Genomic DNA, 24,651 nt, shown 5'->3' on the forward strand with positions numbered 1-24,651 from the left:
ATGAACGAACTTGCCAACCGCGACGATACCCGTCGTCACGAGGACAGCATCGACGTCCAGGGGCTGGATCGGCTGATCCACAGCCATGCCGGCCACCTGGATGCCGACGAGGATTACTGGTTCCGCCTGCGTGGCCACAACCTCAATCCGCTGGTCGACGCCTCCGGTTCTCTGTTGGGCATGGTGGTGCGGGTTCGCCAGCTCGACCGGCTCGACGACATCGACCGGCTCTACCGCCAGGTGGTCGACGAGATTGCGGCCATCGAGATCGAGCTGACCGAGCAAGGCTACGACCGTCCGACCCTGCTGGCCTATCGCTATGTGCTCTGCTCGTTCATCGACGAAGCGGTGATGAGCACCGACTGGGGCCAGCAGAGCCAGTGGGCGGGCCACTCCTTGCTGACGCGCTTTCACAACGAGACCTGGGGCGGCGAGAAGGTCTTCTCGATTCTCGCCCGGCTGCGACAGGAACCGCGTCGCTATCGCGACCTGCTGTCCTTTATCTACCTCTGCCTGTGTCTGGGCTTCGAGGGCCGCTACAAGGTGATGCCGCATGGCCGCGAGGAATACGAGCAGATGCTGCGCGAGCTTGGCGATCAACTGAGTTCGCTGGATGACCCCGTCGAGGACAGCCTGACTCATCCGCTGGACAATGTGCTCGTCGCCGCGCGCCGGAAGGGTGACGGCATGCCGCTGTGGGGCATCTTTGCGCTATTCGCGCTGGCCGTGGCCGCCATCTATACCGGCTTCTCCTGGTCGCTGGAAGAGCAGGCCGACCAGGTCGGCGTGCTGCTGGAACGCATCATTAACTGACCGCTCAACACGAATTTTCGGACAACATTCAGGGAGAGATCATGCTCAGGGTAGAGCTACCGGCACTGATCGGCCGACTCAACGCCATCGCCCGCCAGGGATTGGAAGGCGCCGCAGGGCTGTGCGCCGAGCAGCAGGCGCCCGAGGTGGGCGTATCCCATCTGCTGATGGCCTTTCTCGACCAGCCGCTGTGCGATTTGCGGGTATTGCTCGACGCCGAGAATATCGAGCCGGAAGCGCTGCGGCGTGCACTGGCCGAAGATGCGCGGCCGCCGCGCGATCTCGAAGTAAGCACCCCGAGCTTCTCGCCGCTGCTGGTCGAACTGCTGCAGGATGCTTGGTTGCTGGCGAGTGCCGAGCTTGAGCATCGCGAGCTGCGTAGCGGCGTGATCTTCACTGCCATGCTGCACCATGCCGGGCGGTATCTGGGGCCGCGCGGCGAGCGCATGCTGGCCGGTATCAATCGCGAGCGGCTGCGTCGCGACTTTACCCGGCTGACTCGTGATTCGGCCGAGGCCGGAGCGCCGGAAGGCGAACGGTCAGCGCCTACCCGCGCCGCTAGCGGCGACGAGAGCGCCCTGGCACGTTTTGCCACTTCGCTGACCGAACAGGCCCGCCGCGGTGAACTCGACCCGGTGCTGTGCCGCGACCCCGAGATCGATCAGATGCTGGATATTCTCGGCCGTCGTCGCAAGAACAACCCCATCGTGGTCGGCGAAGCCGGCGTGGGTAAGAGCGCCGTCGTCGAGGGCCTGGCGTTGCGCATCGTCGAAGGCCGCGTGCCTGCGGCGCTGGCCGGCGTGGAGCTCGTTTCGCTGGATCTTGGCGCCCTGCAGGCTGGGGCCTCGGTCAAGGGCGAATTCGAGAAGCGTCTCAAGGCGGTGATCGAAGAGGTCAAGGAAGCCGCTACCCCGACGCTTTTGTTTATCGACGAGGCCCATACGCTGATCGGTGCCGGCAACCCGGAGGGCGGCGCCGATGCCGCCAACCTGCTCAAGCCGGCGCTGGCGCGTGGTGAACTGCGCACCATCGGTGCCACCACCTGGCGCGAATACAAGAAGCACATCGAGAAGGACCCGGCGCTCTCGCGGCGTTTCCAACCGGTGGCCCTGGACGAGCCGAGCGTCGAGCAGGCACTGGTGATCCTGCGCGGCCTGCGCGATGTTTATGAGTCGACCCACGGCGTATTGATCGGCGACAGCGGCTTGCGCGCCGCCGCCGAGCTCTCGGCTCGCTACCTGGCCGGACGTCAGTTGCCCGACAAGGCCATCGACGTGCTCGATACCGCCGGCACCCGGCTGGCTCAGGCATTGGATACGCCGCCGCGCCGGCTGAGCCACTTGATGAGTGAACAGCTGGCGGCGCAGCGCGAGCACGACCAGCTCGAGCGCGAATTGCTGCTGGGTCGCACCCCCGATGCCCACCACCGCGACGCCCTTGCCGAGCGCCTGGCGTGGCTTGGAGACGAGCGCGAGACCCTGGAAGCCGCTTGGCAGGAACAGCGCGACTGCGTCGAGGCCATTCTGTCGCTGCACCGCGAGCTGCTCGATGGCGAGCCCGAAGGCACCGATGCCGACCAGCAGGACGACGTCGATGTCGTCGACAGCACCGAGGAGCGCGAGCGGCGGACCTCGGAACTCGCCACACACGAGGCGCGCCTCGCAGAGCTGCAACGCGAATTCTCGCTGGTCAACGCAAGCGTCGAGGAAGCCCAGGTCGCCCAGGTGATCGGCGACTGGACCGGTGTGCCGGTGGAGCGCATGACCCGCGACGAGCTGGCGCGGCTCACCGAACTGCCTGAAGAGCTGGGGGGGCTGGTCAAGGGCCAGGATATCGCCATCGAACGCCTGCACCGCCACCTGCTCACCGCCCGGGCCGACCTGCGTCGCCCCGGCCGCCCACTGGGCGCCTTCCTGCTGGTCGGCCCCAGCGGGGTCGGCAAGACCGAGACCGTGGTGCAGATCGCCGAGAGCCTCTACGGCGGCCGTCAGTTCCTTACCACCATCAACATGTCCGAGTATCAGGAGAAGCACACCGTCTCGCGGCTGATCGGCTCACCGCCTGGCTACGTGGGCTTCGGCGAGGGCGGCCTGCTGACCGAGGCGATCCGCCAGCGGCCCTATTCCGTGGTGTTGCTCGATGAGGTCGAAAAAGCCCACCCGGACGTGCTCAACCTCTTCTATCAGGCCTTCGACAAGGGCGAGCTGGCCGACGGCGAGGGGCGCTCGATCGATTGCCGCAACGTGCTGTTCTTCATGACCTCCAACCTGGGTTATGAAGCCATCGTGCACCACGCCAACGACCGTGAGGCCATGGACGAGGCGCTGTATCCGGTACTGGCGGACTTCTTCAAGCCGGCGCTGCTGGCGCGCATGGAAGTGGTGCCTTACCTGCCGCTGTCGCGGGAGATTCTCAACGACATCGTCACCGCCAAGCTCGAGACCCTGGCCGGCCGCATCCGCGATCGCCACCGTCAAGCCGAGGTGGTATTGGACCCGGCGCTGGCCGAGGCCATCTGTGCCCGGGCCACCCGCAGCGAGAATGGCGCCAGGATGCTCGAATCGGTGATCGACGGCGAGCTGCTGCCGCCGGTGTCACGGGCACTGCTCGAACGGATGGCACGACAGGAACCGGTGACCCGGGTGCTGCTGGGTGTCGATGACCACGGCTTTACCGCCGAGGTGGCATGACGTGAGGGATGACGGCGTGCTCGACATGGGGAGGGCGGCTGCACCTGTTTCAGGTCCGGCATCGGCTCAATCCCCTGACTCGATCTCCGACCCTGGCACGGCGTTGGCCGGCATGGCCGAGGCCATGCGATTGGTCGAGGGGCACTCGCCCAGCGAACTGCGCTGCCGAGGCCTCGCGCTGCTGCGCGAGCGCCTGGCGCTGCCCTGGGCACGCTGTCTGGCGCTGGACCTCAGCGGCCGCTGGCTAAGCGATGACGAAGCCGAGGATCGCGCCGAGGGCCATGACGATAGCAGCGTCCAAGCGCTGCGGTTGGCCTGCGACGACTTCCGCCATCCCTATGCTCATGCCATCCGTCGTGGCGAGTCGTTGTCCATGGGGCTCGGCGAGGCTCGCTCGCGCCTGGACCATCCGGTCTTCCAGGCATCGATCGCCGGGCTGCCTGCCGCTTGGCGGCTGGCGGTGCGCCCGCTGCGTGCCAGGGACGGCCGGTGCGAGTGGCTCGGCGTGCTGGCCTTTGCCGGCCCCGCCGAGCGCCTCGACTCGCTCAGCGCCTGCGACGACTTCATGGCCTTCGAGGCCTTGCTGTGCAGGCTCTGGGCCTGGCTTGCCCGCCAGCACGATGAGCGTCGCGACCAGGCTCGGTTGCGCGACTCTCTGGCCAAGCTCAACGATGGCGCCCGGCGACGCACCCTCAGCGAGCGGCTGGGCCAGCGCATCCTGGGCGACTCGCCGGCCATTCGCAGCTTGCGCAGCCAGATGGTGCGTGCCGCCGAAACCAATCTGGCGGTGTTGCTACAGGGCGAGACCGGTACCGGCAAGGAACTGGTGGCACGCGGCATCCACGAGGTGTCGGCGCGCCATGAGGGCCCGTTTCTGGCTATCAACTGCGCGGCCATTCCCGAGACGCTGCTCGAGGCCGAGCTGTTCGGTCACGTGCGGGGGGCTTTCTCCGGCGCTGAGCGCGCCCGAGAGGGGCTGTTCGGCGAGGCCAATGGCGGCACCCTGTTTCTCGACGAGGTCGGTGACATGCCGCTGGCGCTCCAGGCCAAGCTGTTGCGGGTGCTGGAATCGGGCCGCTATCGGCCGCTGGGCGGTGATCAGGAGCGCCAGGTCGACCTGCGGCTGGTGGCGGCGACCCATCAGCCCTTGCATCGGCGCATTCGTGAGGGCGCCTTCCGTGCCGATCTTTACTATCGGCTCGGCCAGTTCCCGATCACGCTGCCTGCGCTGGGCGAGCGTCGCGAGGATATTCCGCTGTTGTCGCAAGCCTTTATCGATGACTTCTGTCGGCGCGAGGGACGTGAGGATATCGGCCTTGGCCGTGCCACGCTGCGTGCCCTTGCCGAGCGCGATTTTCCTGGCAACGTGCGCGAACTCAAAAACCTGATCGACTATGCCTGCGCCATGACCCGCGACGGTGAGGATATCGTCCCGGACGTCCTGCCCACCGCCAGCGTCGAAGAACAGGTTGAAGAGCAGGTCGACGAGAAGGGCGAAGAGGGCGACCCGGAGGCCGCTTCACAGGCAGGTGCAGAGAATGGCGCCGGCAAGGCGCAAGGTACGCAGGTCGACGACGTCGTCGACCTGCGCCGGGCGCTGCGTGACTACGAGGCGACGCTGATCCGTCAGCGCCTGGTCCGCTACGACGGCAACCGAACCCTGGCGGCCGAGAGCCTGGGACTGCCCAAGCGCACCCTGGCCCACAAGTGCCGACAGCTTGAATTGGATACTCCATGAACGCGATTGACATCATCCGTGCCTTCGAATGCAAAGCCGCGCGGTCGGCCCGTCACGGGTCAGGCGCCAGGCTGCTGATGCTGGCCCTGGTGGTTGGACTTGCCGCTGCGCCTGCGTCGGCTCAGGTAACGACCCAGGATCGACCCCAAACGCAGTTGCCGCATCAGACTCAGGCCGCGCGGCTCAAGGCCGCTGAAGCCTGTGCCGACTCACCCTCGCGGCTAGGGCGCCTCGAGTGCTACGACCGTCTGTTTCGCGATCAGGAGGCGGCCGAGACGGAGCAGACGCGCTCGCCGCTTTGGCAGGCCGTGGCGGCTCAGGAGGCCGAACGCAGTGCCGAGGATTTCGGTATCCGGGTGCGCGAAATGCCGGACTCGGTGCTGATGAGCGCGCCGGCGCTGGGCACGCTGCCGCCGCGCCCGCTGTTGGTGATCAGCTGCGACAACGCCATCACCCGATTCCAGCTGCATTTGAGTAAGCCGCTCGAAGCCACGAGAGCCCCGCTCGAGCTGCATGGTGGCGGTGTCACTCTAGAGCAGACCTGGCGAGTGCTGGATGACGGCCACGTGGTCAGTGGCGGTCGCGGCCTGCCGGCGATTGGCACCTTGAAGCGCCTGCTGAGGGGCGAAGAACTGCGCCTGACCAGCGAGCGGCCCGCCATCAATGGCCTGCGTTTCGATCTCGAAGGCTGGCGCACGGCCATCGAGCCGTTGCGCGCCATGTGCCGCTGGTAGCGAGGAGCCTATGCAGATTACCCAGTCCGTCCATCTCAAGCCGGTGCTCGCCCTTATCGATGAAGGGGTCGGCCAGCCGGTCACGGACCGTCAGGATTATGACTGGCTCGACGAGGAGATGATGAAGGTCGGCTCGCTGCAGCATGGCGAGGTGAACTGGCATGAGGCCGAAACCCGCGCTGCAGGGCTGCTCAGCACAACGGGTAAGGACCTGAAGGTGCTTGGCCACCTGCTGCATTGCTTGCAGCACGACGGCGACCCGGCACGCTTCGCGCTGTCGCTCGAGCTGCTGGCCGGCACCCTGGATACCTGGTGGGCCGAGGCGTATCCCTTTGCCGGGCCGCGTGGCAAAAGAGCCAGGCCCAAGCTGTTTCAGCAGTTTGCCCAGCGGGCGGTCAAGCTGGCCGGCGCCCTGGACTTCATCGGTGCCGCCGAGGCGCACACTGCCTGCCACGAGGCGCTGGAGGGCCTGCGCAAGCGCGCCGCCGACCATGAGCTTTCTGACGAGTCTCTGGCCGAACTCGCGCGGTTGCTCAAACAGGTCACACCCACCGCCGATTCGCCGTCGTCGTCCGGCACATCCCGGGGGAGTAGAGGCGGTGGCAGCGATGGTGATACGACCCGCTCGGGGGCATCGGCTACCGAGGCCGAGCCCAGCGCTCCGCGAGCGCCGGAGGCGCGTCTCGAGAGCGGCAACGATCGCAGCAACCGCCAGGCGCTGTTGAAGATGGCCGACTTTCTCAACGAGCAGTCTCCCGGCGAGGCGCTGGGCTATCGACTGAGGCGGCATGCCGTTTGGCACGCCATTCATAGCCTGCCCTTGACCCGAGATGGCCAGCGTACCGAGCTGGCGCCGGTATCCGCCGACCGCGCCGCCGAATATCGCGAGGCGGCGGCGGGCCGGCCTACCCATGAACACTGGCGGCGCATCGAGAACAGCCTGGCGCTGAGCCCTTATTGGCTCGAGGGGCACCGCTTGAGCGCCGAGGTCGCCCGCCGGCTCGAGCATCCACGCTGCGCCGAAGCGATTCGCGATGAGGCGGCGCGCTTCGTTGAGCGATTGCCAAGCATCGAGGCGCTGACTTTCAGCGATGGCACGGCCTTCCTCGATGCGGAAACCCGCACCTGGCTCGCCGACAAACCCGGGCCTGGAGCGCCGGGTGGCGCCATGGGGGGCGGCGATCCCTGGCAGGAAGGCCTGGAAACCGCGCGCGAACGCTTGGAAGAAGAGGGCTTGGCGCCGGCACTTGCGGTGCTGGACGAGGGGCTGGCGTCTGCGGACTCACCCCGCGAGAGCGTCTATTGGCGACTGGCCAGCGCCGATCTGCTGTATGACGCCGGTCTCGCCGCCCTGGCCCGGCAGCACTATCAGGCATTGCATGACGCCGTCGAGAGCCTCGAGTTGGAACACTGGGAGCCGGCGTTGCCGGCCCGGTTAGCGGCAGCACTCGACGCTTAGAGCATGGCGATATGAAGGAATCGACAGGAACGAGGGAGCAAGGCGCATGTGGAAACAACTGAAGGCTGGACTGAGCCGCTGGATGCCGGGCATGTCCCAGGCTGACAGCCAGCTCAACCAGGCACGCGGACACGCCAACAAGGCGAAGGGTCTGAAGCGCCTGGGTGTCTGGCTGTGGTGGCTGCTGGTGGTCGCCCTGCTGGTGGCAATCTGGTGGCTGGGGCCGCAGTGGCAGGCATTCGGCGGTCGTCCGCTCGAATCATGGGTCAACCGGCTGCTGGCAAGCCTGGCGCTGCTCGGGGTCGTGGCCGTGGTATGGGGCATTCGTCTGGCCCGGCGCCTGCGCTCCCTCAATGACGAGCGTCAGCACGAGACGCAGCGCCAGCTCGACCCGGTGCTCGGTCAGATCGAGCGCCAGGAGGAAAGCCTGGATGCCACGCTGCATGAGATCACCGACAGCCTGGGTGGCGGCAACAACGCGCGCTACAAGCTGCCTTGGTACCTGATCATGGGCGTCGAGAACGCCGGCAAGACCAGCCTGGTCAACCGTTCCGGACAGGATTTCTCGCTGACTCATGTCATGAAAGCCTCCGGCCAGGGCAAGCGTGGCCGGCTGGGCTTCGACTGGTGGATCGGCGACAAGGCGGTGCTGATCGACCCTGACGGCGAGCTGCTGACGCAAGGGGCGCTGCAGGGCGGCGAGCCCGCTGAGCTTGAAAGCCGGCTGTGGGATCACTTCGTGAGCTGGCTCGAGCGCAACCGCTCGCGCCGCCCGTTGGATGGGGTGGTGCTGGTGCTCGATCTAGCCCGGCTCAGCGATGCCCAGGTGGCGGTGCGCAAGGCCTATGCCTCGCTGCTGCGTGCGCGACTGCGCGAGCTGATGGAGCGCCACGGCAGCCGGCTGCCGGTCTACGTCACCTTCAGCAAGATGGACCTGCTGCACGGCTTCGACGATTTCTTCCGCCATTACTCTCGTGCCGCCCGGCGGGCACCGCTTGGCTTCACCTTCTCGGCGGCTTCTCTCGACCACCCGGGACGCTGGGAAGAAGAGTTCGCCGACGCCTATGACGGCATGCTCGAGCGGCTCAACCAGACCATGCCCAGCCTGCTCGCCGAATGCCGCGATCGAGAGGAGCGTGAGGCGGTGTTCCGCTTCGTGCGCCAACTCGCCGGCCTGCGCGACGTGCTGCTTGGCTTCCTCGGCGAGGCGCTATCCAGCGACCGTTTCTCCACGGCCGCCATGGTTCGCGGTGCATACTTCACCTCGGTCTATCAGCAGGGCGTGCCGGAAGATCCCTTCGTCGATGCCGCCGCGCGGCGCTATGGCATGACCGATGGCGTGCAGCCGGCACACCGAGCGACGCGCTCGGCGCTCTATTTCACCGAGGAGCTATTCGAACGCGTCATCTATCCCGAGTCGGGGCTTGCCGGCGACAACGCTCGGGCAGCGCGGCGCCAGCGTCGCGTGCGCCGTGCCAGCGCGCTGGGCTGTGTCCTCGTCGGTACGGCCTTGACCGGCGGCTGGTATCACTTCTACGAGAAGAATACTCAGGCGCTGGCGGCGGTCGAGGACAAGGCCGAGGCCTTCCTCGACGTGCGCCCCAGCCATTGGAATAGCGACGACCCCACCGGCTATTCACTGCTCGAGCCACTGGATCGCCTGCTCAGCGCCACCAGCGAGTTTGGTGACTACCGGTCGCGGCCCTGGTTGCTGGCCGATATGGGCCTCTATCAAGGCCACGCCCTGGGTGTCGAAGTCGATAACGCCTATCTGCGGCTGCTCGAGGAGCAGTTCCTGCCGGCGCTGATGGTCGGCATCATGGATGACATGAACCAGGCCCCGGCGGGCAGCAACGAAAAGCTCGCCCTGCTGCGCATCCTGCGCATGATGTCTGACGCCAGCGGTCGACAGCCCGAGCGCGTGCATGACTTCATGGAAGAGCGCTGGCAAGAAGACTTCCCGGGTCGCGGCGACGTGCAGCGCCGCCTGCTCGGGCATCTCGATTACGCCATGGAGTATACCGACCTGGCCGGCCACGCCGAGGCCGGCAAGCCGGGCGCCCGTCAGGCCATGGCGCCGATGCAGGGCAGCATCGAAGCCGCTCAGCAGGAACTGGCCCGCCAGCCCATGTACGAGCGAGTCTACGCCACGCTCAAGGCCGGTATTGCCCGGCGCAGTGCGGCGGTGCTGGACCTGCGCTCGAGCGTTGGCCCGGCCTTCAATCTGGTCTTCATGGCCAGCAACGACAACCCGGACAATGTGCGCATTCCCCCGCTGCTGACCCGCACTGGCTTCGAGGGCTATTTCCTCGACAAGCTGGATCAGGCCACGCAGCTGGCGCTGGTCGATACCTGGGTGCTGGGGCAGCGTGACGATATTGACTTCAGTGATGCCGATCGTCGCCGGCTGCAGAATGCCCTGCGTGAGCGCTATATCAGCGACTACCATGTCACTTGGCGCGAAGCGCTGGCCGATATTCATCTGGTGCCGCTGCCCGATATTCATCAGGCCGTAGTGGTCGCCGATGGGCTGCTCGGTGCCAGCCGTCCGCTGGATCGCCTGCTTGGCGAGGTCTCTCAGCAGACCCAGCTCTATCCTGAGCTGCCCGAAGGCGATGATGCGGCTCGACAGGCCCTGCAGCGCTCGCCGCGCTATAAGCTTGCCAGCGAGATCGAGCGCCACTTCGCCGCACTCAATGAGCTGACCAAAAAGCGGGGCGACAACCCCTCTAACCTCGACGAGATCAAGATCGCCATTGCCGATCTGCGTGACTACCTGCGCCAGGTGGACGAAGCCAGCGATCGTGGCAGCCGCGCCTTCCTGCTGGCCCGCGACCGTCTGTCTCTGCAGGGCGAGGATCCGATCGCCCGGCTCAAGCGCATCGCCGAGGATACCCCAGCGCCGGTGGGCGGCATGCTCGAGAGCCTGGCCGATCAGAGCTGGCAGTTGCTGATGGCCAGTGCGGTTCGCCACCTGGAAAGCCAGTGGATCGACGAGGTCGTGACACCCTTCCAGCAGCGCCTGGCCGGTCGCTATCCGCTGGCGCCCCAGGCGTCCCGCGAGGTGGCACTAACCGACTTCGAGGCCTTCTTCGCTCCGGATGGCATCCTCGATGCCTTCTACCAGCGCAACCTCAAGCCCTTCATCGAAGGCGCGCCTGAGGCGCTGCGCAGTGAAGAAGGCGACTCGCTGCTGCGGCAGGGCGTTCTCGATGCCATGCAGCGCGCCGAGCGGATTCGTGAAGCCTATCTCAACCGCGACGGCGTGCTGGATGTGCCCTTCAGCCTGGAGCCGATCAGCCTCAGTGCCGACAAGCGTCGCGGGGTGATCAGCGTCGACGGTCAGTTGATCGACTATGCCCATGGCGCCAGCCGCCGGGTGCCGATGATCTGGCCCAACGGCCTGCGCGACAGCAACGAGAGCCGAGTCACCCTGGTGCCAAGCGAGGTCAACCGCTCGCCGCGCACTCTTCGCGAGGATGGTCCCTGGGCCTGGTTCCGTCTGCTGGACGACGCCCAGTTGACTGGCGCTGGCGAACGCGAGCTGGAACTCAGCTTCAATGTCGATGGCGGCAGCATGCGCTATCGCCTGGTCGCCGATGGACCCCGTAACCCCTTCACTCGGTCACTGGTGGCGGGCTTTAGCCTGCCCACGGCCCTGTACGCCGAAGGAGAGCAGCACGATGCTGGCGACACTTAAACGATGGATGGGCGCGGCACCCACCCAGCCGGCGACAAAAGACGCTGGCGAAACGCCGCAGGATGACAGCTCACGGCAGGAGGCACCCGCGCTGGTGCCCGCCGGCCCCGACGATATTGCGTTGCTGCTCGATGCGGCGGAGCGCGCCGAGCGAGAAGGGCTTTCGCCTTGGGTACTTCGTGACGAGGCGCGTCTTGAGACTCTGCGCCGCTCGCTGGAGTTCGTGGTCCACCGTGGGCTCTGGCTGCAGCGCGAAGATGGCAAGGTGGCGCATTGGCAGGGCCGGCTACTGGCCCTGCGCCACGGCGATGGGCCAGTGCTTGGCATGGTGCTGGTATGTCGGCGTGACGACGAGGCCGCCTGGCAACTGCGTTTCTTCTTCATCGCCCCGGAATGGCAGGGCCGTGGCCACGGTGCGCGGTTGCTGATGGCCGCCCGTCGCGAGCTGATGGGAACGCCGCTGCAGACCCGCCTGCCGCTGGTCGGCGCGGCGCCTGCGAGCCTTGAGGCGGCGGGGTTTCGGCGCATGCACATGGATGCCGGCGGGGTGGTGAGTTTCGAGGCCCCGGCCCAATGGAACGATCAACGCGAATGCACAAGCGGCGCCTGAACGGCGACGCCTATTGGCAGGAGGACGACGCATGGGAAGCAAGTTCGTATTGCTGGGAGACAAGGGGACCGACCACGAAGGCTTTCCCCCCACACCGGTGACCGCCGGCAGCCCGACGGTCACCATGGATGGCAAACCCGTGGCACGCCAGGGCGACCCTCTGGCGCCTCATGACAAGCCGAACCATGGCCCCCACCCACGTGCCATCGCCGGTGGCTCGGGCAGCATCCTGGTCGACGGCAAGCCGGTGGCACTCACCGGCCACGCTGTGGATTGCGGCGGCGTGGTCATTGGCAGTGGCAGTGGGGAGGGCAGCTGACATGGCCGATCAAACTGGACTGCAGTTTACCCTGAGCCTGACGGGAGCCGCCGAGGTTGACCTGGCCGTCGTCGACTTCACTCATGAAGAAGCGCTTTCAGCGCCCTTCGCACTGCGGGTGCGGTTCGCCAGCCGTGCCGCCGATCTCTCCCCCGAGGCGCTGCTGGATCGCCCGGCGAGCCTTACTGTGTGGCAGGACGGCGTGGCCCAGCGTCGCGTCCACGGCATTATCAGTGAGTTCGGTCGCGGTGATCGCGGCCATCGCCGCAGCTTTTACGAAGTGGTGATCCGCCCGTCGCTGTGGCGGCTCTCGCTGCGCCAGAACTCGCGCATCTTCCAGCGCGTCTCGCCGCTGACCATCCTCAACACCCTGTGCGAGGAGCGTGGCCTGACCGACGTGGCCTTCGCGGTGAGTCGCGAGCCCGTCGAGCGCGAGTACTGCGTACAGTATCGCGAGACCGATCTCGAGTTCCTCGAGCGCCTCGCCGCCGAGGAAGGGCTGTTCTACTTCCACGAGTTCGAGGACAGCGACCTGGGTGCCCATCGGCTGGTGTTCGCCGACGACCCCCAGGTGCTCACCGGGCTTGGCGAGCGCACCTATCACCATCGCGCCGGTGGCAGCGCACCCAAGCGCCACCTGCGCCGCCTGACTCAGACCGCCCGGGTGCGCCCGGCCCGTGCCCAGCTCAAGGACTATTCGTTCAAGCAGCCGGCATACGCCCAGCTCCACGATCAGCAGGGCAAAGGGCTGGAGCAGCACAGCCAGCGTGAGGACTATGAGCACTACGACTACCCGGGCCGCTACAAGGCCGATGCCTCGGGTCAGCCCTTTACCCGCCACCGGCTGGAGCACCTGCGTCACGACGCCTTAACGCTCGATGGCGAGAGCGATCTGCCCGAGCTTTCCCCGGGCGCGCGCTTCACCCTGGCCGATCACGATGTCGGCGAGTTCAATCGTGGCTGGCAGGTCATCAAGGTGGTCCACGAAGGGGAACAGCCCCAGGCGCTGGGCGAAGATGCCGCTCAGGCTCAAGGCCGGCAGTCAGGCGCGCAAGCCATGACCCGCTACCACAATACCCTGAGCCTGACCCCTGACGACGCTGCCTGGCGCCCCGCGCCCCAGCCCAAACCGCGAGTCGACGGCCCCCAGGTGGCCTTCGTGGTCGGCCCCGAAGGCGAAGAGATCCACTGCGACGAACATGGCCGGGTGCGCTGCCAGTTCCCCTGGGACCGCTACGCAGAGCCCAACGAGACGGCCAGCGCCTGGCTACGGGTCAGCCAGGGCTGGGCCGGTGGCGGCTACGGCATGATGGCGATTCCGCGCATCGGCCACGAGGTGATCGTCTCCTTCCTGGAAGGTGACCCGGACCAGCCGCTGATTACCGGCCGCACCTACCACGCCGTGAATACCCCGCCGTATTCGCTGCCGGAGCACAAGACCCGCACCGTGCTGCGCACCCAGACCCACCAAGGCGAGGGCTTTAACGAACTGCGCTTCGAGGATCAGCACGACCAGGAACAGATCTGGGTGCACGCCCAGAAGGACCTGGAACTGCTGACCGAGAACGACCGCACCGAAGAGATCCGCCGCGACAGCCACCTCAAGGTCAAGCGCGACCGTATCGAAGAGCTCGACCGCGACGACCACCTCACCGTGCACGGCGAACGCCGCAGCCAGATCGACGGCGACGACCACCTCAGCGTGGGCCAGACCCGCCACGAGAAGATCGGCCGTTCCCAGCTCGTCGAGGCCGGCAGCGAGGTCCACCACAAGGCCGGCATGAAGGTGGTGGTCGAGGCCGGCGCCGAGATCACCCTCAAGGCCGGCGGCAGCTTCGTGAAGCTCGACCCCAGCGGGGTGACCATCGTCGGCCCGAGTGTGAAGATCAACTCCGGCGGCAGCCCGGGCAGCGGCACCGGCCAGAGCGCCCAGGCGCCGAAGTTGCCGGGGGAGGTCACGGAGGAGAGCCATGAGGCAATCGAGCCCGTCAGCCACGAGGCGCTGCTGTCGGCATCGGCCGAGGAGGCCAGCGTCGTGCAGCTTTGCCAGAAGCAGACCGACGGCAGTTGCCCCTTGTCGGATTGCCCGTGTCGTAACAGGGCAGGATGATGCGCTACTCGCTGGGTCTGCCAGAGTCGTCAGGTCAGCGTTATTGGCTGTTGGAGACCGCCAGCCTACCGGAGCATGAGGTGCTGCGGCGATGCTACGAGGCGATCGAGAATCCTGAGTTTCGCTGGCTCTATGAGGCAACGGCTCACGATGCCTTGAAGAGCGCTGGCCCGGTACTACTGGACGTGACCGAAACACCGGATTTCCTGGCCGAGCGGCTGGATGCCTGGGGGGATCTAGCGATGGTCGTCATCGATACGCCGCTGTCGATCGACGAGGTTCAGGCCCATCTGGCTAGTTTCGTTACGGCACGACTCGAACCAGAGGGCGAGGGACTATGGCGCTTTCATGAGCCGATGGCCTTGCACCTCTTGCTGGGTGAGGGACTGTTGAGCCACGGGCAACAGGCCGCCATCTTGGGGCGCGAGACGCGCTGGCATTGGCCGATCTGCCGTTGCCGTGATGGCTGGCTGTTCGAGTCTGCTGAGTCGGGCCAGGCAGAGACGACAAGCGTGCCCTTGCCACTGACGATTGACCCAGAAACGGCAAGAAGACTGTCCGGCCTTCAGCAGTTGAAACGCCTCATGCCGGTGCTGGCTGGGGCGCTGGACCGCCATGCGCTTCACGATGATCACGATAGCATCTCCGCGCTGTGGCGAGAGCTGGAAAGCTATTGGCACAACGTGAGTGCAAAACGCCTTCCATCACGCAAGGCGGCTCAAGCGCTGGCCGAGGCCGAGCGAGACGCTGCCACGCTGCACGAATTTCGCGATTGCATGCAACGGCTGGCATCCACGGAATAGCCAGACCATCAGGGAATGAGGGAAACAGGGAATGTCATCGAACCACGCCTGCCGGCCCCGCAAGCTCTATCTCGAGATCACCGGGCATCACGGAGATAACGATCAGAACGCCTATGCGCTCTACCGCGACGATCAACTCGTCGAAGCTCTAGCCGAAGACAGCGCCTCCGAGGGGCGCTACGGACCCATCGTCGAGACCGCCGCCGAGTATCTGGAAGACGAGCTGGCCGATGTCCGCCTGGTTCAGAGCGTCGGCGAGATCGAGATCGAGCTGTTGTCAGAGGGAGAGGTCACCCGGACCGGGCTCGTCCCCAAGCAGCGGGACTTTCAGCATCACCTGATGGTCTCCTGCGTGCCGATGCAGTACCTGGATCACGAAGAAATCGCGGCTGGCCCCTGCCGAGGCGGCTTCCTGTACGTGTTCCTCAACGGGCGACTGATCCGCGAATTGGCCGTTAGCGTCGCGCCGGGCAAGGCGCCGGTGTTTGTCGACAGCGACGTGGCGAGCTATCGCGAGCAGGGAGAGGTGCCGGTGGTGCGCGAGTACACCGGGCCGGAGCTGGCCAGCCTGCACCTGCCGCTGCGGTTGGATGGCGAAGCCGCCGACGTGCGCCTGGCCTATTCGGATCACCCCTGGCCCTGGTCGCACGTCATCGAGCTCGAGGCCGAGCCGGCGCGCATCCAGCAGCGTGCCCAGCCGCTGCCGCTGAATACCGCCGCCGTGACGGCCATGCTAGACGGTCATCTGCGTAACCAGTACGCGCATGGTCTGGAGATGGGCCGCGATGAGACGCAGGGCAAGGCGGCCCTGGAATGGCTACCGCCCATGCGCGATCGCGATCCGCTCTATGAGCAGGCCCGAGGCAGCGCGCGTGACTATCTGGAAGACGTCTCGGGTGAGCAGTGGGCCGGATTGGTCCAGCAGCTGCAGGATGAACGGGGCTTCTTCGAGTCCGACGAGCAAGAGGCGTCGGTGCCGGATCTCGATATGCGCCGCCGTCAGCGGGACTTTGCCCCGGCTCTGCGGACGACCCTGGTACAGCAGTGGAATAATCCTCGTCGCAGTGACGAGGATCGCGCGGATGACGCGCTGCTCGAGCTGATCCCGGCGCCGGCCGCCGGTGAGGACGTTCTAGCTTCGCTCAAGGATCAGCAGCTATGCGCGATCTTCCTGCGCGATCCCAAGCGGGCGGTCGATCAACTGATCGACGACATCCAGGCGAACCAGGAACTGCTCTGGGTGCTTTCCGAAGGCATGAAGTACCATCCTCATGGCAAGTCGGCGGAACTGGTGCTGGCCAACTGCTTCATGCCAACTGGCCCCGATGGCCAGGAGAACCCGGTCTATCTCGACGAGTGGTTCGACCGTCGCCTCGACCGTTCCCGGGAGAGCCTGTTCGCGCGCTTGATCAAGGAAGAGGAGCGTCGTCTGGCCCGGCTGCGCCTGGACGAGCGACTGACGTCGCTGGCCGAGATGCTCGAGGACGCCTCCCCCGGCGCCTTTGGTGCGGCGCTGCGCGATGCCATGCCGTTCGACGACCTTAACCACCTGGAGCCCTATGCTCTGCTGTCGCAGTGCCTCGAGCCGCTGATGGCGGGCATGGGCTGCCTCGACCCCAAGGCCACGCCCGCAGAAGCCCAGCAGCTCCAGGCGCCAGCCAGATGTCGCCAGACCCTGGATGCCTTGTTTATCGAGGCCTCTCATCCCTTGGCTTATCTGCTGTATGCGCCTGAGCATCGAGAAGATGATGGCTGGGGCGAGAGTCATGCCCGCGATCTGGCTAAGATCACTCAAGGCGGTACCCGAGTGGCCGACCAGGCGAGCAAGGTGGCCACGCACACCGGCGATATGTTGATAGCCCAACAGCAGCGCCTCGACGAGGAGGAAGAAGGGCTGGAACTTGGGGATGCCATGGGACTGTGGCGTATGGCCATGAATGGAATGGAAGCCTTGGCCAGCAGCGTTTTGCCCAGCCTCCTTAATATATGGTCTCTTAACAAGCTGGGCGAAGACCGTATTTCGCTGATATTGGCCTCGGATCTTGCTGATCTCGAGGGAGCGATGATGGGTAAGCCCATTCGGGTGACTGACCAAAATGGCCGTATCATGATGATATTGCCCGACGAGGTTCTCCCGCTGACTCACGAAATGGCCGCGGGAGGTGTCGCCCTTCAGGTAGCCGCGTCGGCGGAAAATGCCATGGGTGGCGAAGCCGTCGCGAGTAGTTCTGCCACGGCACAGAAATATCGCGTATCGGGGCAGGTTACCACTGAACGAGCCTTTCGCTGGACCCAGAGTAGTTATATGGGACTCTGGTCGGCATTGGCCGGGCTTGAGCTATGGAATCTTTATAAGAATGTTCCAAAAGTCTTTGCTGAAGATAGTAGTGAACTCGATTATTACAATGCTGGTAGTGCGTTAATTGATGCTTCGCTACTCACCCTGCAAGGTCTCAAGTTGGCTAATGTGCGTTGGGGGTTGGCCACAAAGTTCAATCAGTTTCTAGATATACGCATGATAAAAAGCCCAGGGTGGAAGGAAGCCTTGGGCGAGGCGGGCCAGGTTCGAGGTTTTGCGGGACTTAGTGCTGGGCTCTTTACCTCAGGTTTGGTGGCGATCGAGGGGTTACAGCTTTACCAGAAGGGCTTGAAGCATGCGGCCTTGTGGAAATGGGGCGCCAGCGGCAGCATCGCCGTGGGAGCCTATGTGGGGACCGGTTATGGTCAGGCGGCGGCCAATATCGCGGCAGCCAATCTGGCACGAAACCGCTTTCTGAATGGCCTGCTTGGTCTGATAGGCACCCCGAGACCGGTGCCCGTGATGGTGGGCAGCCTCGTGGTGGCACTGGTCTGCCAGTATATGGCTTCTGAGGCGCGTGACGATCGCTTCTCGCTCTGGGTGCACTATGGTCCCTTCGGACATGATCGAGACAGTCTCGGTAATCGACTCGAAGACTTGACGGAAGAGGCCGAGGAAGATGCCACAATGGTGGACAAGCGGGATTATCTTGATTCTCTCCGCTCGTCCTCGCCCGAAGAGGCCTATTTCCAGTTACTGCAGGGGATCTTCAAGGCACATTTCGACCTGGTGACGCCCGGCAGCCTGCTCGATATTGATCCCAGGTTCCGCGATTGCGATATTGCCGTTCGCATGACCTGTCCCGCCTTGCGTCATGGCGAATTTACCCTGCCGATCCCTAACCTGATGGCAGAGCATTTGGCGCCGGTACCGGATATGGTGCACTTTTCTCAGTATGCGCCCATGGATCGGCGGCGACTGCTGGTGCGACCCGATGCTAGAGACCCGGAGGACAGTGCAATTCGCTATCTAGGTCTGCAACTGCATGACGGATGGGGGCGAATGGCAGTGCCTGAGGTCTCTGGGCAAGACGTCGTACCAGCCGACTGGTACCTGGCAAACAAGGACTCGTTCCGAGATATGCCTGGGTTCTCCCGTGCCCATGCCCGAGGAGAGCATCTGGTGCGGCTGGAACTGGAGGCCATCAACGGTGAGGGAAGCATCGCTTACTGGGACGCCGCCGAGCGCAAGAATCGACAATTTAATGATCAGGTCAGTCTGCTGGTGAAGCCGACGGCCCTGATCTGGCCCTGGAACAAGCAAGGAGGCAGGACATGAGCGACGCTGAGCAACCGGAACAGCAGGATGGGTACGAAGACACGGCCTTCACGGCCGAACGCATTCCGCATCAGGCACCGGCGCCTCCCAAGAGCACGCTCGGCAAGCTGGGTGACGCCTTCGATATGGCGCGCCTACCATGGGGGAATTATATCGGCATCAATCCGTCGGAATTCGAATATGAATATTCCGGAGGGTGGTATCGTGACTACGAGTACATGGGCGAGAAAGATTTTCATGATTACAATCACCTAAATGAAGTGCGCTGGTCGAAATTCGTCGATGAAGATGTCAGTCTGATTTACCGTTTTTTTCGCTTCTGGTTCGTTATTTTTAGTCACGGCTTTAGTTTTATTGGACCTGGCGGAGGAAAGGGGGGGGGGTGGTTTTTCTCTGGAATTGCTTTTGTTTTGTTTTTGTTTGTTGTCATTGGCCAGGTTTTACATCCAGAGCGAGATGATTTTTTTGATCTGGCCTCTGTCCCTTTTTCGTTTTTTGCAGTTTGTGGAGTGGCTACGATATTTAAGTGGCTGTTTGAGAAATACAGCATTCGTTTTTACAAGAGTAACCAGAACTGGTCCGATGATATCGCTTTCTGCCGCCGCTCCGGGTTGGTGAAGACCTTCCGTGGCAACTTTCCCTTCTATGAGTTCGATGCCTTCATCGAGATGGCAGCGGACATGAAGGGCAACCAGCGTCATACCCTCAAGGTACGCCATCGCTATCCCCAGCACAGCCCGCATCCAAACACGGCGGTCAAGGGGCCATTGGAGTTCACTTTTTCCACCGATACCGGCAGCATCGCCGAGCGCTATGCCATGTGGGATATGCTGAGCCGCTTCATGGACGTCAGCCAGCCGCTACCGGACATTCCTCGGCTCGAGCCCTTCCGTCATCTCGACCCGACCACCAGGGCTTTCGACGAGGCTGGCAAGCGCGGCCGCCCGGCCACCTACTGGCGCGACCTCTACGCCAAGGTGGACGAGAAGGAATTGAACCGACTGCGTGATGAGCATCACGAGAAGGTGAACGCCGCCCCATGGGGCAGCCGCCCTGATCTGATGGCCCAGTCGGTGCCGGGCTATGAGGGCAGCTACACCGCCGAACCCGAAGACGTGAACGCCTACGCCCATGCACCCACAAAAAACGTGCGCTTTGTGGAGCGCCCCGCGGCGGCATCTTCGAATGAGGCTTCGGAACGAGACGATACCCAACGCTGAGTTTCGTGTGTCTCGGCGGATGCCTGTTGTCGAGGCACTGATTGAGTTAGACGATATAGCGCACGGCAAGGATGCCGTGCCTGCATATTCTCGCTAGGGAAGGCGCGCTGGCATCTATCCGACTATTTTTAGCTGGCGCATGGCAATTACTTGGCATGCTCGTACGTCCTACCACTGAGCGCCTTGCAGCAGAGAAGAGTCATGGAAGTTCACCACTTACTCTGATAGCATGCTAACGACTAATGCTTTAGTCGTATGTGCCTTCCCGGCGTGAACTCCCCACCGCATCTCAAATAGAGGACGACAGGATGACGACCTCGACTGGCTATATGCCGCCTGCCTCGAGCGACGGCTCCGCATCGCGGTTCGTGCTAAGCCGCCGTAGCCTGCTCAAGCATTCTCTCGGTGTCGGCGCCATTCCCCTGATGCCCGGCCTGGCGCTGGCTCAGCAGGGGAATGAGGCGGATGCCCCCTTTGAACGCTTCATGCGCTTGTCGCGCCAACTGACGACCCGTGCTGGGCTCGATGAAGAGCAGGGCAAACGGCTCTTCGAAGTGCTGTCGCGTCACTGGGTCACACTCGATGACGATCTCGCTTACCTGGATGAGGCCTTTCAGGCCGACACGGTAAGCCTGACAACGGCGCATCGCAGCGTGGCCAATCGTCTGCTTTCGGCATGGTATACCGGCGTGGTCGGCCAGGTGCCGAAGGCCGAACTGGTCACCTACCAGCGGTCGCTGATGTTCGATGCCGTTTCCGATGTCTTGGTGATTCGCAGTTATTGCCCCAACCGGCCGGGTTATTGGGCCGAAGAACCGCCATCGGCAGCCCTGAGTGCCAGTGCAACGACCGCCTCGACCACTATCTCGACCACCACCAAGCAGGGAGCCTGAGCATGGCTGAAACAGCATCCGCCGATGTCGTCGTGATCGGCTCTGGCGTGGCCGGGGCGCTGATCGCCCATCGCATGGCCGAAGCCGGCAAGTCGGTGATCATGCTCGAGGCGGGGCCGCGCATGCCGCGCTGGCAGATTGTCGAGCGCTTTCGCAACCAGCCCGACAAGATGGACTTCATGGCGCCTTATCCGTCCAGTGATTATGCGCCGCATCCGATGGCGAGCCCCGACAACGGCTACCTGGTGCAGAAGGGCGAGCAGGCCTACGACGCTCAGTACATCCGCGCCGTCGGCGGTACGACCTGGCATTGGGCCGCAGCGGCCTGGCGCTTTCTGCCAAGCGACCTGAAGCTCAAGAGTCTGTATGGCGTCGGTCGAGACTGGCCAATCGATTACGACACCCTGGAGCCTTACTACCAGCGGGCCGAGGAGGCACTTGGCGTTTGGGGGCCCAACGATATCGACCTGGGTTCGCCGCGGAGCGCTCCCTACCCGATGGAACCGCTGCCGTTGTCCTACAACGATCAGCGGGTGTCCGCCGTGCTGAACGGCAATGGCTTCAATATGGTCACCGAGCCGGTGGCGCGTAACAGCCGACCCTATGACGGCAGGCCGACCTGCTGCGGCAACAACAACTGCATGCCGATCTGCCCGATCGGGGCCATGTACAACGGCATCTTCCATGTCGAAAAGGCCGAACGTGCTGGGGCCCAGTTGATCGACCAGGCGGTGGTGCATCGTATCGAGGCGGGCGATAACGGCCGCATCACGGCGGTGCATTACAAGGATCCGCAGGGTGCTGAACACCGCGTGGAAGGCAGCGAGTTCGTGCTGGCCGCCAACGGCATCGAGATTCCCAAGCTGATGTTGATCTCGACCAGTGCCGCCTACCCGGATGGCATCGGCAATTCTTCCGGTATGGTCGGCCGCAATCTGATGGACCACCCGGGCACCGGGGTGCGTTTCTTCGCCAACGAGAAGCTGTGGGCGGGGCGTGGCCCGCAGGAAATGACCTCGATCGTCAGCTGGCGCGATGGCGATTTCCGCAGTGACTTCGCCGCCAAGAAACTGCATATGTCGAACATCTCGCGCACGACGCCGATGACCAAAGAGATCCTCGCCGAGGACACCCTGCGCCTGGGGCCGGAACTTGATCAGGAGATCCGTGATCGGGCCTCGCGCTATGTGCAGTTCGACAGCTTCCACGAGCTACTGCCGCATCCTGAAAATCGCATTGTGCCGAGCAGCGAGACGGACGCATTGGGCATTCCCAAACCGGAATTCCACTACGCCATCGATGATTACGTGAAGCGCAGTGCTGCGCATACCCGCGAGCAGTACGCCCGTATCGCTGAGCTGATGGGGGGTACCGATGTGCAGTTCCGTGACGACTATTCGAACAACCAGCACATCTGCGGCACCGTGCTGATGGGTGATGACCCCTCGGATTCAGTGGTCGACGGTGACTGCCGTTGCCACGATCACGAGAATCTGTCGATCGCCAGCAGCGGCACCATGCCGACGGTGGGCTCGGTGAACTGCACCCTGACCATCGCCGCGCTGGCCCTGCGCATCGCCGACCGTCTGCAAGGGGAGGTATGACATGACGCGCTTTGCCAAGTGGAGCTCCGTCCTGCCGCCCCTGGCGCTGGCCGTAACGACCGCTCACGCCCAGCAACCGGTCGATGATGCCCAGGTCAAAAAAGGCGCCTACCTTGCCAAGGCCGGCGACTGTACGGCCTGCCATACGGCGCCGGAGGGTGAGCCTTTCGCCGGTGGCCTGCCGATGTCGACCCCTATCGGCACCATTTATTCGACCAACATCACGCCGGACAACGAGACCGGCATCGGCCGCTATACGGTGGAAGACTTTGCCAACGCCTTGCGTAACGGCGAGGCAAAGGACGGTCATCAGCTCTATCCGGCCATGCCTTATCCTTCCTTTTCGACCCTCACCGACGAGGATGTCGAGGCGCTTTATGCCTATTTCCAGCATGGCGTCGAGCCGGTGGCAAAAGAGAACCGCGACAGCGATATCTCCTGGCCGCTGAACATGCGCTGGCCGCTGAATATCTGGGCTTGGATGTTTGCCCCGGATGAGGTCGGCTTCACGCCGGACGACTCGCAGAGCGATGAGTGGAATCGCGGCGCCTATCTGGTCGAAGGGTTAGGCCACTGCGGCACCTGCCATACCCCGCGTGGTATGGCCTTTCAGGAGAAAGGCTATGAGGCCGGGGATGAAGACTACCTCGCCGGCGCCGAGCTTGACGGCTGGTATGCCTTCAATATCACCGGTGACGAGGACCATGGGGTGGGGGGCTGGAGCGACGAGCAGCTGGTCACCTATCTCGAGTCTGGCAGCGTGCCCGGCAAGGCTCAGGCGGCTGGGCCCATGGGCGAAGCCATCGAGCACAGCCTGCGTTTCCTGACGCGCGATGATTTAAAGGCCATCGCCACCTACCTCAAGTCGGTGCCGGCCGTCAGCGAGCCAGGGCCGAGCCGCTTTGCGCAGGGAACGCCAGCCGATGACGTCGATAGGCTGCGCGGTGTCGCGCTTACTGAGGATGCACCGCAGGACCAGGCGGCGCGGCTCTATCTGGGCGCCTGCGCAAGCTGTCATGGAGCCTTGGGGCAGGGGTCCCAGGATGGGCATTATCCGCCGCTGATCAACAACAGCGTGATGGGCAGTACGCAGCTGGGCAATCTGACCCAGGTGGTGCTGCACGGCATTCATCGCGAGACCAATGAGGGCGAATTGCTGATGCCGGCGCTGGATCAGGACATCAGCAATGATGAGGCGGCAAGCCTGATGGCGTACTTGGTCGAGCAGTTCGGTCATCCGGATGCGCAGGCGCCGTCGGCAGAACGAATCGCCGAGTTGCGTGGTCCGAATCCGGAGCACTAGGCGCTTCTTCCAGGCCAGCAACTTCCTGGCCAGCAACGAAACGCCCCCGCAGATGCCTCTGCGGGGGCGTTTTTGATGATTATGGCGATGCTTCACCAAGCTGCGCCAGGGTGCGTCGGCACGCCCGGCAGTCTCACCGGGGCGTCTTCAGGAGGTCTGAGTCGCGTGATGCGGAATCTCGCCGAGACGCTCGCCCATGCGCACGCTGGCATCGAACCCGGCCGCATCGAAGCTGGCCTCGTGGCCGAAGCACATCACGACCGTCGAGCCGAGCTTGAAGCGGCCCATCTCGGCACCTTTTTGCAGGGTGATCGGTTCATCGAAGCGGATGCTTTGCACCTGATCGCTCTGCGGGGTGATCTGGCCGGCCCAGACCGTCTCGATGGCCGCAACGATCATCGCGCCCACCAGCACCATGGCCAGCGGCCCTTCTTCGGTATCGAAGATGCACACCAGCCGTTCGTTGCGGGCGAAGAGCCCCGGTACATGGTCGGCGGTGGCCTGATTGACCGAGAAAATACGTCCCGGCACATAGACCATCTCCCGCAGGGTGCCGGTCAGCGGCATATGCACGCGATGATAGTCGCTGGGCGACAGGTAGACGGTGGCAAAGCTGCCCTGGCGGAAGGGCGCCGCCAGGTGGGTGTCGCCGCCCAGCAGGCTCGTCAGCGAATAGGCCTGGCCCTTGGCCTGAATCAAGGTGCCGTGATGGATGCGACCGAACTGCGATAGGGTGCCATCGGCGGGCGAGACCAGCCCTTCGGCCACCGGGCGTGCGCCCTTGCGCAGTGCGCGGGTGAAGAAGTCGTTGAAGCAGGCATAGGCGGTCGGATCTGGCTCAGCCGCCTCGTCCATGTCGACCTTGAAGCGCTTGATGAAGGCGCGGATCAGGGCATTCTTAAGCCAGCTCAGGCGAGTCTCGGCAAACCAGCCCACCACCCGGGAAATCAGGTGGTGGGGCAGGGGGTACTGAATAAGGGCAAACAGCTTGTCGCGTGTCACGTAGGGCGTCCGTTGG

The 24,651-nt window shown here is 64.2% G+C and carries 16 protein-coding genes; 15 read left to right on the forward strand and 1 reads right to left on the reverse strand.

Going from position 1 to position 24,651, the window contains the following annotated elements; genetic code table 11:
• From icmH to BLR71_RS01535, 15 genes are all read left to right on the forward strand, one after another.
• Positions 1 to 813 (forward strand): type IVB secretion system protein IcmH/DotU, encoded by an 813-nt coding sequence (icmH, locus tag BLR71_RS01465; RefSeq protein ID WP_092522364.1) that lies wholly within the window; start codon positions 1 to 3, stop codon positions 811 to 813.
• A gap of 41 nt (positions 814 to 854) precedes the next feature.
• Entirely contained in the window at positions 855 to 3,503 is a 2,649-nt protein-coding gene (gene tssH, locus BLR71_RS01470; RefSeq protein WP_092522366.1) for a type VI secretion system ATPase TssH, read from the forward strand.
• 1 nt (position 3,504) lies between these two features.
• Entirely contained in the window at positions 3,505 to 5,241 is a 1,737-nt protein-coding gene (locus BLR71_RS01475; RefSeq protein WP_245696304.1) for a sigma-54 interaction domain-containing protein, read from the forward strand.
• On the forward strand, positions 5,238 to 5,975 hold the full coding sequence (gene vasI / locus BLR71_RS01480; protein ID WP_217629296.1) for a type VI secretion system-associated protein VasI: 738 nt from the start codon (positions 5,238 to 5,240) through the stop codon (positions 5,973 to 5,975). Before BLR71_RS01475 ends, vasI begins: the two co-directional genes overlap by 4 nt.
• Positions 5,976 to 5,985: 10 nt before the next feature.
• A complete protein-coding gene (gene tssA, locus BLR71_RS01485) occupies positions 5,986 to 7,434 on the forward strand; it encodes a type VI secretion system protein TssA (protein WP_092522368.1) in 1,449 nt (482 codons plus the stop codon).
• Positions 7,435 to 7,480: 46 nt separating this feature from the next.
• Entirely contained in the window at positions 7,481 to 11,134 is a 3,654-nt protein-coding gene (gene tssM / locus BLR71_RS01490; RefSeq protein WP_092522370.1) for a type VI secretion system membrane subunit TssM, read from the forward strand.
• A complete protein-coding gene (locus BLR71_RS01495) occupies positions 11,118 to 11,744 on the forward strand; it encodes a GNAT family N-acetyltransferase (RefSeq protein WP_092522372.1) in 627 nt (208 codons plus the stop codon). Before tssM ends, BLR71_RS01495 begins: the two co-directional genes overlap by 17 nt.
• A 31-nt stretch (positions 11,745 to 11,775) precedes the next feature.
• Complete coding sequence (locus tag BLR71_RS01500; protein ID WP_092522374.1) at positions 11,776 to 12,063, forward strand: type VI secretion system PAAR protein; 288 nt, start codon at positions 11,776 to 11,778, stop codon at positions 12,061 to 12,063.
• 1 nt (position 12,064) lies between these two features.
• Positions 12,065 to 14,173, forward strand: coding sequence for a type VI secretion system Vgr family protein (locus tag BLR71_RS01505; protein WP_092522376.1), 2,109 nt, complete (start codon positions 12,065 to 12,067; stop codon positions 14,171 to 14,173).
• Positions 14,173 to 14,976 (forward strand): DUF4123 domain-containing protein, encoded by an 804-nt coding sequence (locus BLR71_RS01510; protein ID WP_175491596.1) that lies wholly within the window; start codon positions 14,173 to 14,175, stop codon positions 14,974 to 14,976. The genes BLR71_RS01505 and BLR71_RS01510 overlap by 1 nt, the downstream gene beginning before the upstream one ends.
• Positions 14,977 to 15,007: 31 nt before the next feature.
• The gene (locus BLR71_RS01515) at positions 15,008 to 18,613 is read left to right on the forward strand and encodes a hypothetical protein (protein ID WP_092522380.1); all 3,606 of its coding nucleotides are present in this window, start codon (positions 15,008 to 15,010) and stop codon (positions 18,611 to 18,613) included.
• Complete coding sequence (locus BLR71_RS01520) at positions 18,610 to 19,833, forward strand: hypothetical protein (RefSeq protein ID WP_092522382.1); 1,224 nt, start codon at positions 18,610 to 18,612, stop codon at positions 19,831 to 19,833. Before BLR71_RS01515 ends, BLR71_RS01520 begins: the two co-directional genes overlap by 4 nt.
• Positions 19,834 to 20,141: 308 nt before the next feature.
• The gene (locus BLR71_RS01525) at positions 20,142 to 20,726 is read left to right on the forward strand and encodes a sugar dehydrogenase complex small subunit (RefSeq protein WP_092522384.1); all 585 of its coding nucleotides are present in this window, start codon (positions 20,142 to 20,144) and stop codon (positions 20,724 to 20,726) included.
• Positions 20,727 to 20,728: 2 nt separating this feature from the next.
• On the forward strand, positions 20,729 to 22,330 hold the full coding sequence (locus tag BLR71_RS01530) for a GMC family oxidoreductase (RefSeq protein WP_092522386.1): 1,602 nt from the start codon (positions 20,729 to 20,731) through the stop codon (positions 22,328 to 22,330).
• Between the two features lies 1 nt (position 22,331).
• Positions 22,332 to 23,633 carry a cytochrome c gene (locus BLR71_RS01535; protein ID WP_092522388.1) on the forward strand — a complete coding sequence of 434 codons (1,302 nt, stop codon included), beginning with the start codon at positions 22,332 to 22,334 and terminating at the stop codon, positions 23,631 to 23,633.
• Between the two features lie 147 nt (positions 23,634 to 23,780).
• On the opposite strand, the gene asd is transcribed toward BLR71_RS01535, so the two are convergent.
• Entirely contained in the window at positions 23,781 to 24,635 is an 855-nt protein-coding gene (asd, locus tag BLR71_RS01540; protein ID WP_092522390.1) for an archaetidylserine decarboxylase, read from the reverse strand.
• Positions 24,636 to 24,651 lie beyond the last annotated feature (16 nt).

It is taken from the genome of Onishia taeanensis (genome assembly GCF_900100755.1).
Classification (GTDB): Bacteria; Pseudomonadota; Gammaproteobacteria; order Pseudomonadales; family Halomonadaceae; genus Onishia; species Onishia taeanensis.

Coding starts and splice junctions, on each gene's coding strand:
- tssM (WP_092522370.1), top strand. CDS start 7,481: ATGTGGAAACAACTGAAGGCTGGACTGAGCCGCTGGATGCCGGGCATG.
- tssH (WP_092522366.1), top strand. CDS start 855: ATGCTCAGGGTAGAGCTACCGGCACTGATCGGCCGACTCAACGCCATC.
- BLR71_RS01525 (WP_092522384.1), top strand. CDS start 20,142: ATGACGACCTCGACTGGCTATATGCCGCCTGCCTCGAGCGACGGCTCC.
- BLR71_RS01530 (WP_092522386.1), top strand. CDS start 20,729: ATGGCTGAAACAGCATCCGCCGATGTCGTCGTGATCGGCTCTGGCGTG.
- BLR71_RS01505 (WP_092522376.1), top strand. CDS start 12,065: ATGGCCGATCAAACTGGACTGCAGTTTACCCTGAGCCTGACGGGAGCC.
- tssA (WP_092522368.1), top strand. CDS start 5,986: ATGCAGATTACCCAGTCCGTCCATCTCAAGCCGGTGCTCGCCCTTATC.
- BLR71_RS01495 (WP_092522372.1), top strand. CDS start 11,118: ATGCTGGCGACACTTAAACGATGGATGGGCGCGGCACCCACCCAGCCG.
- BLR71_RS01535 (WP_092522388.1), top strand. CDS start 22,332: ATGACGCGCTTTGCCAAGTGGAGCTCCGTCCTGCCGCCCCTGGCGCTG.
- vasI (WP_217629296.1), top strand. CDS start 5,238: ATGAACGCGATTGACATCATCCGTGCCTTCGAATGCAAAGCCGCGCGG.
- BLR71_RS01510 (WP_175491596.1), top strand. CDS start 14,173: ATGCGCTACTCGCTGGGTCTGCCAGAGTCGTCAGGTCAGCGTTATTGG.
- BLR71_RS01515 (WP_092522380.1), top strand. CDS start 15,008: ATGTCATCGAACCACGCCTGCCGGCCCCGCAAGCTCTATCTCGAGATC.
- BLR71_RS01520 (WP_092522382.1), top strand. CDS start 18,610: ATGAGCGACGCTGAGCAACCGGAACAGCAGGATGGGTACGAAGACACG.
- BLR71_RS01500 (WP_092522374.1), top strand. CDS start 11,776: ATGGGAAGCAAGTTCGTATTGCTGGGAGACAAGGGGACCGACCACGAA.
- icmH (WP_092522364.1), top strand. CDS start 1: ATGAACGAACTTGCCAACCGCGACGATACCCGTCGTCACGAGGACAGC.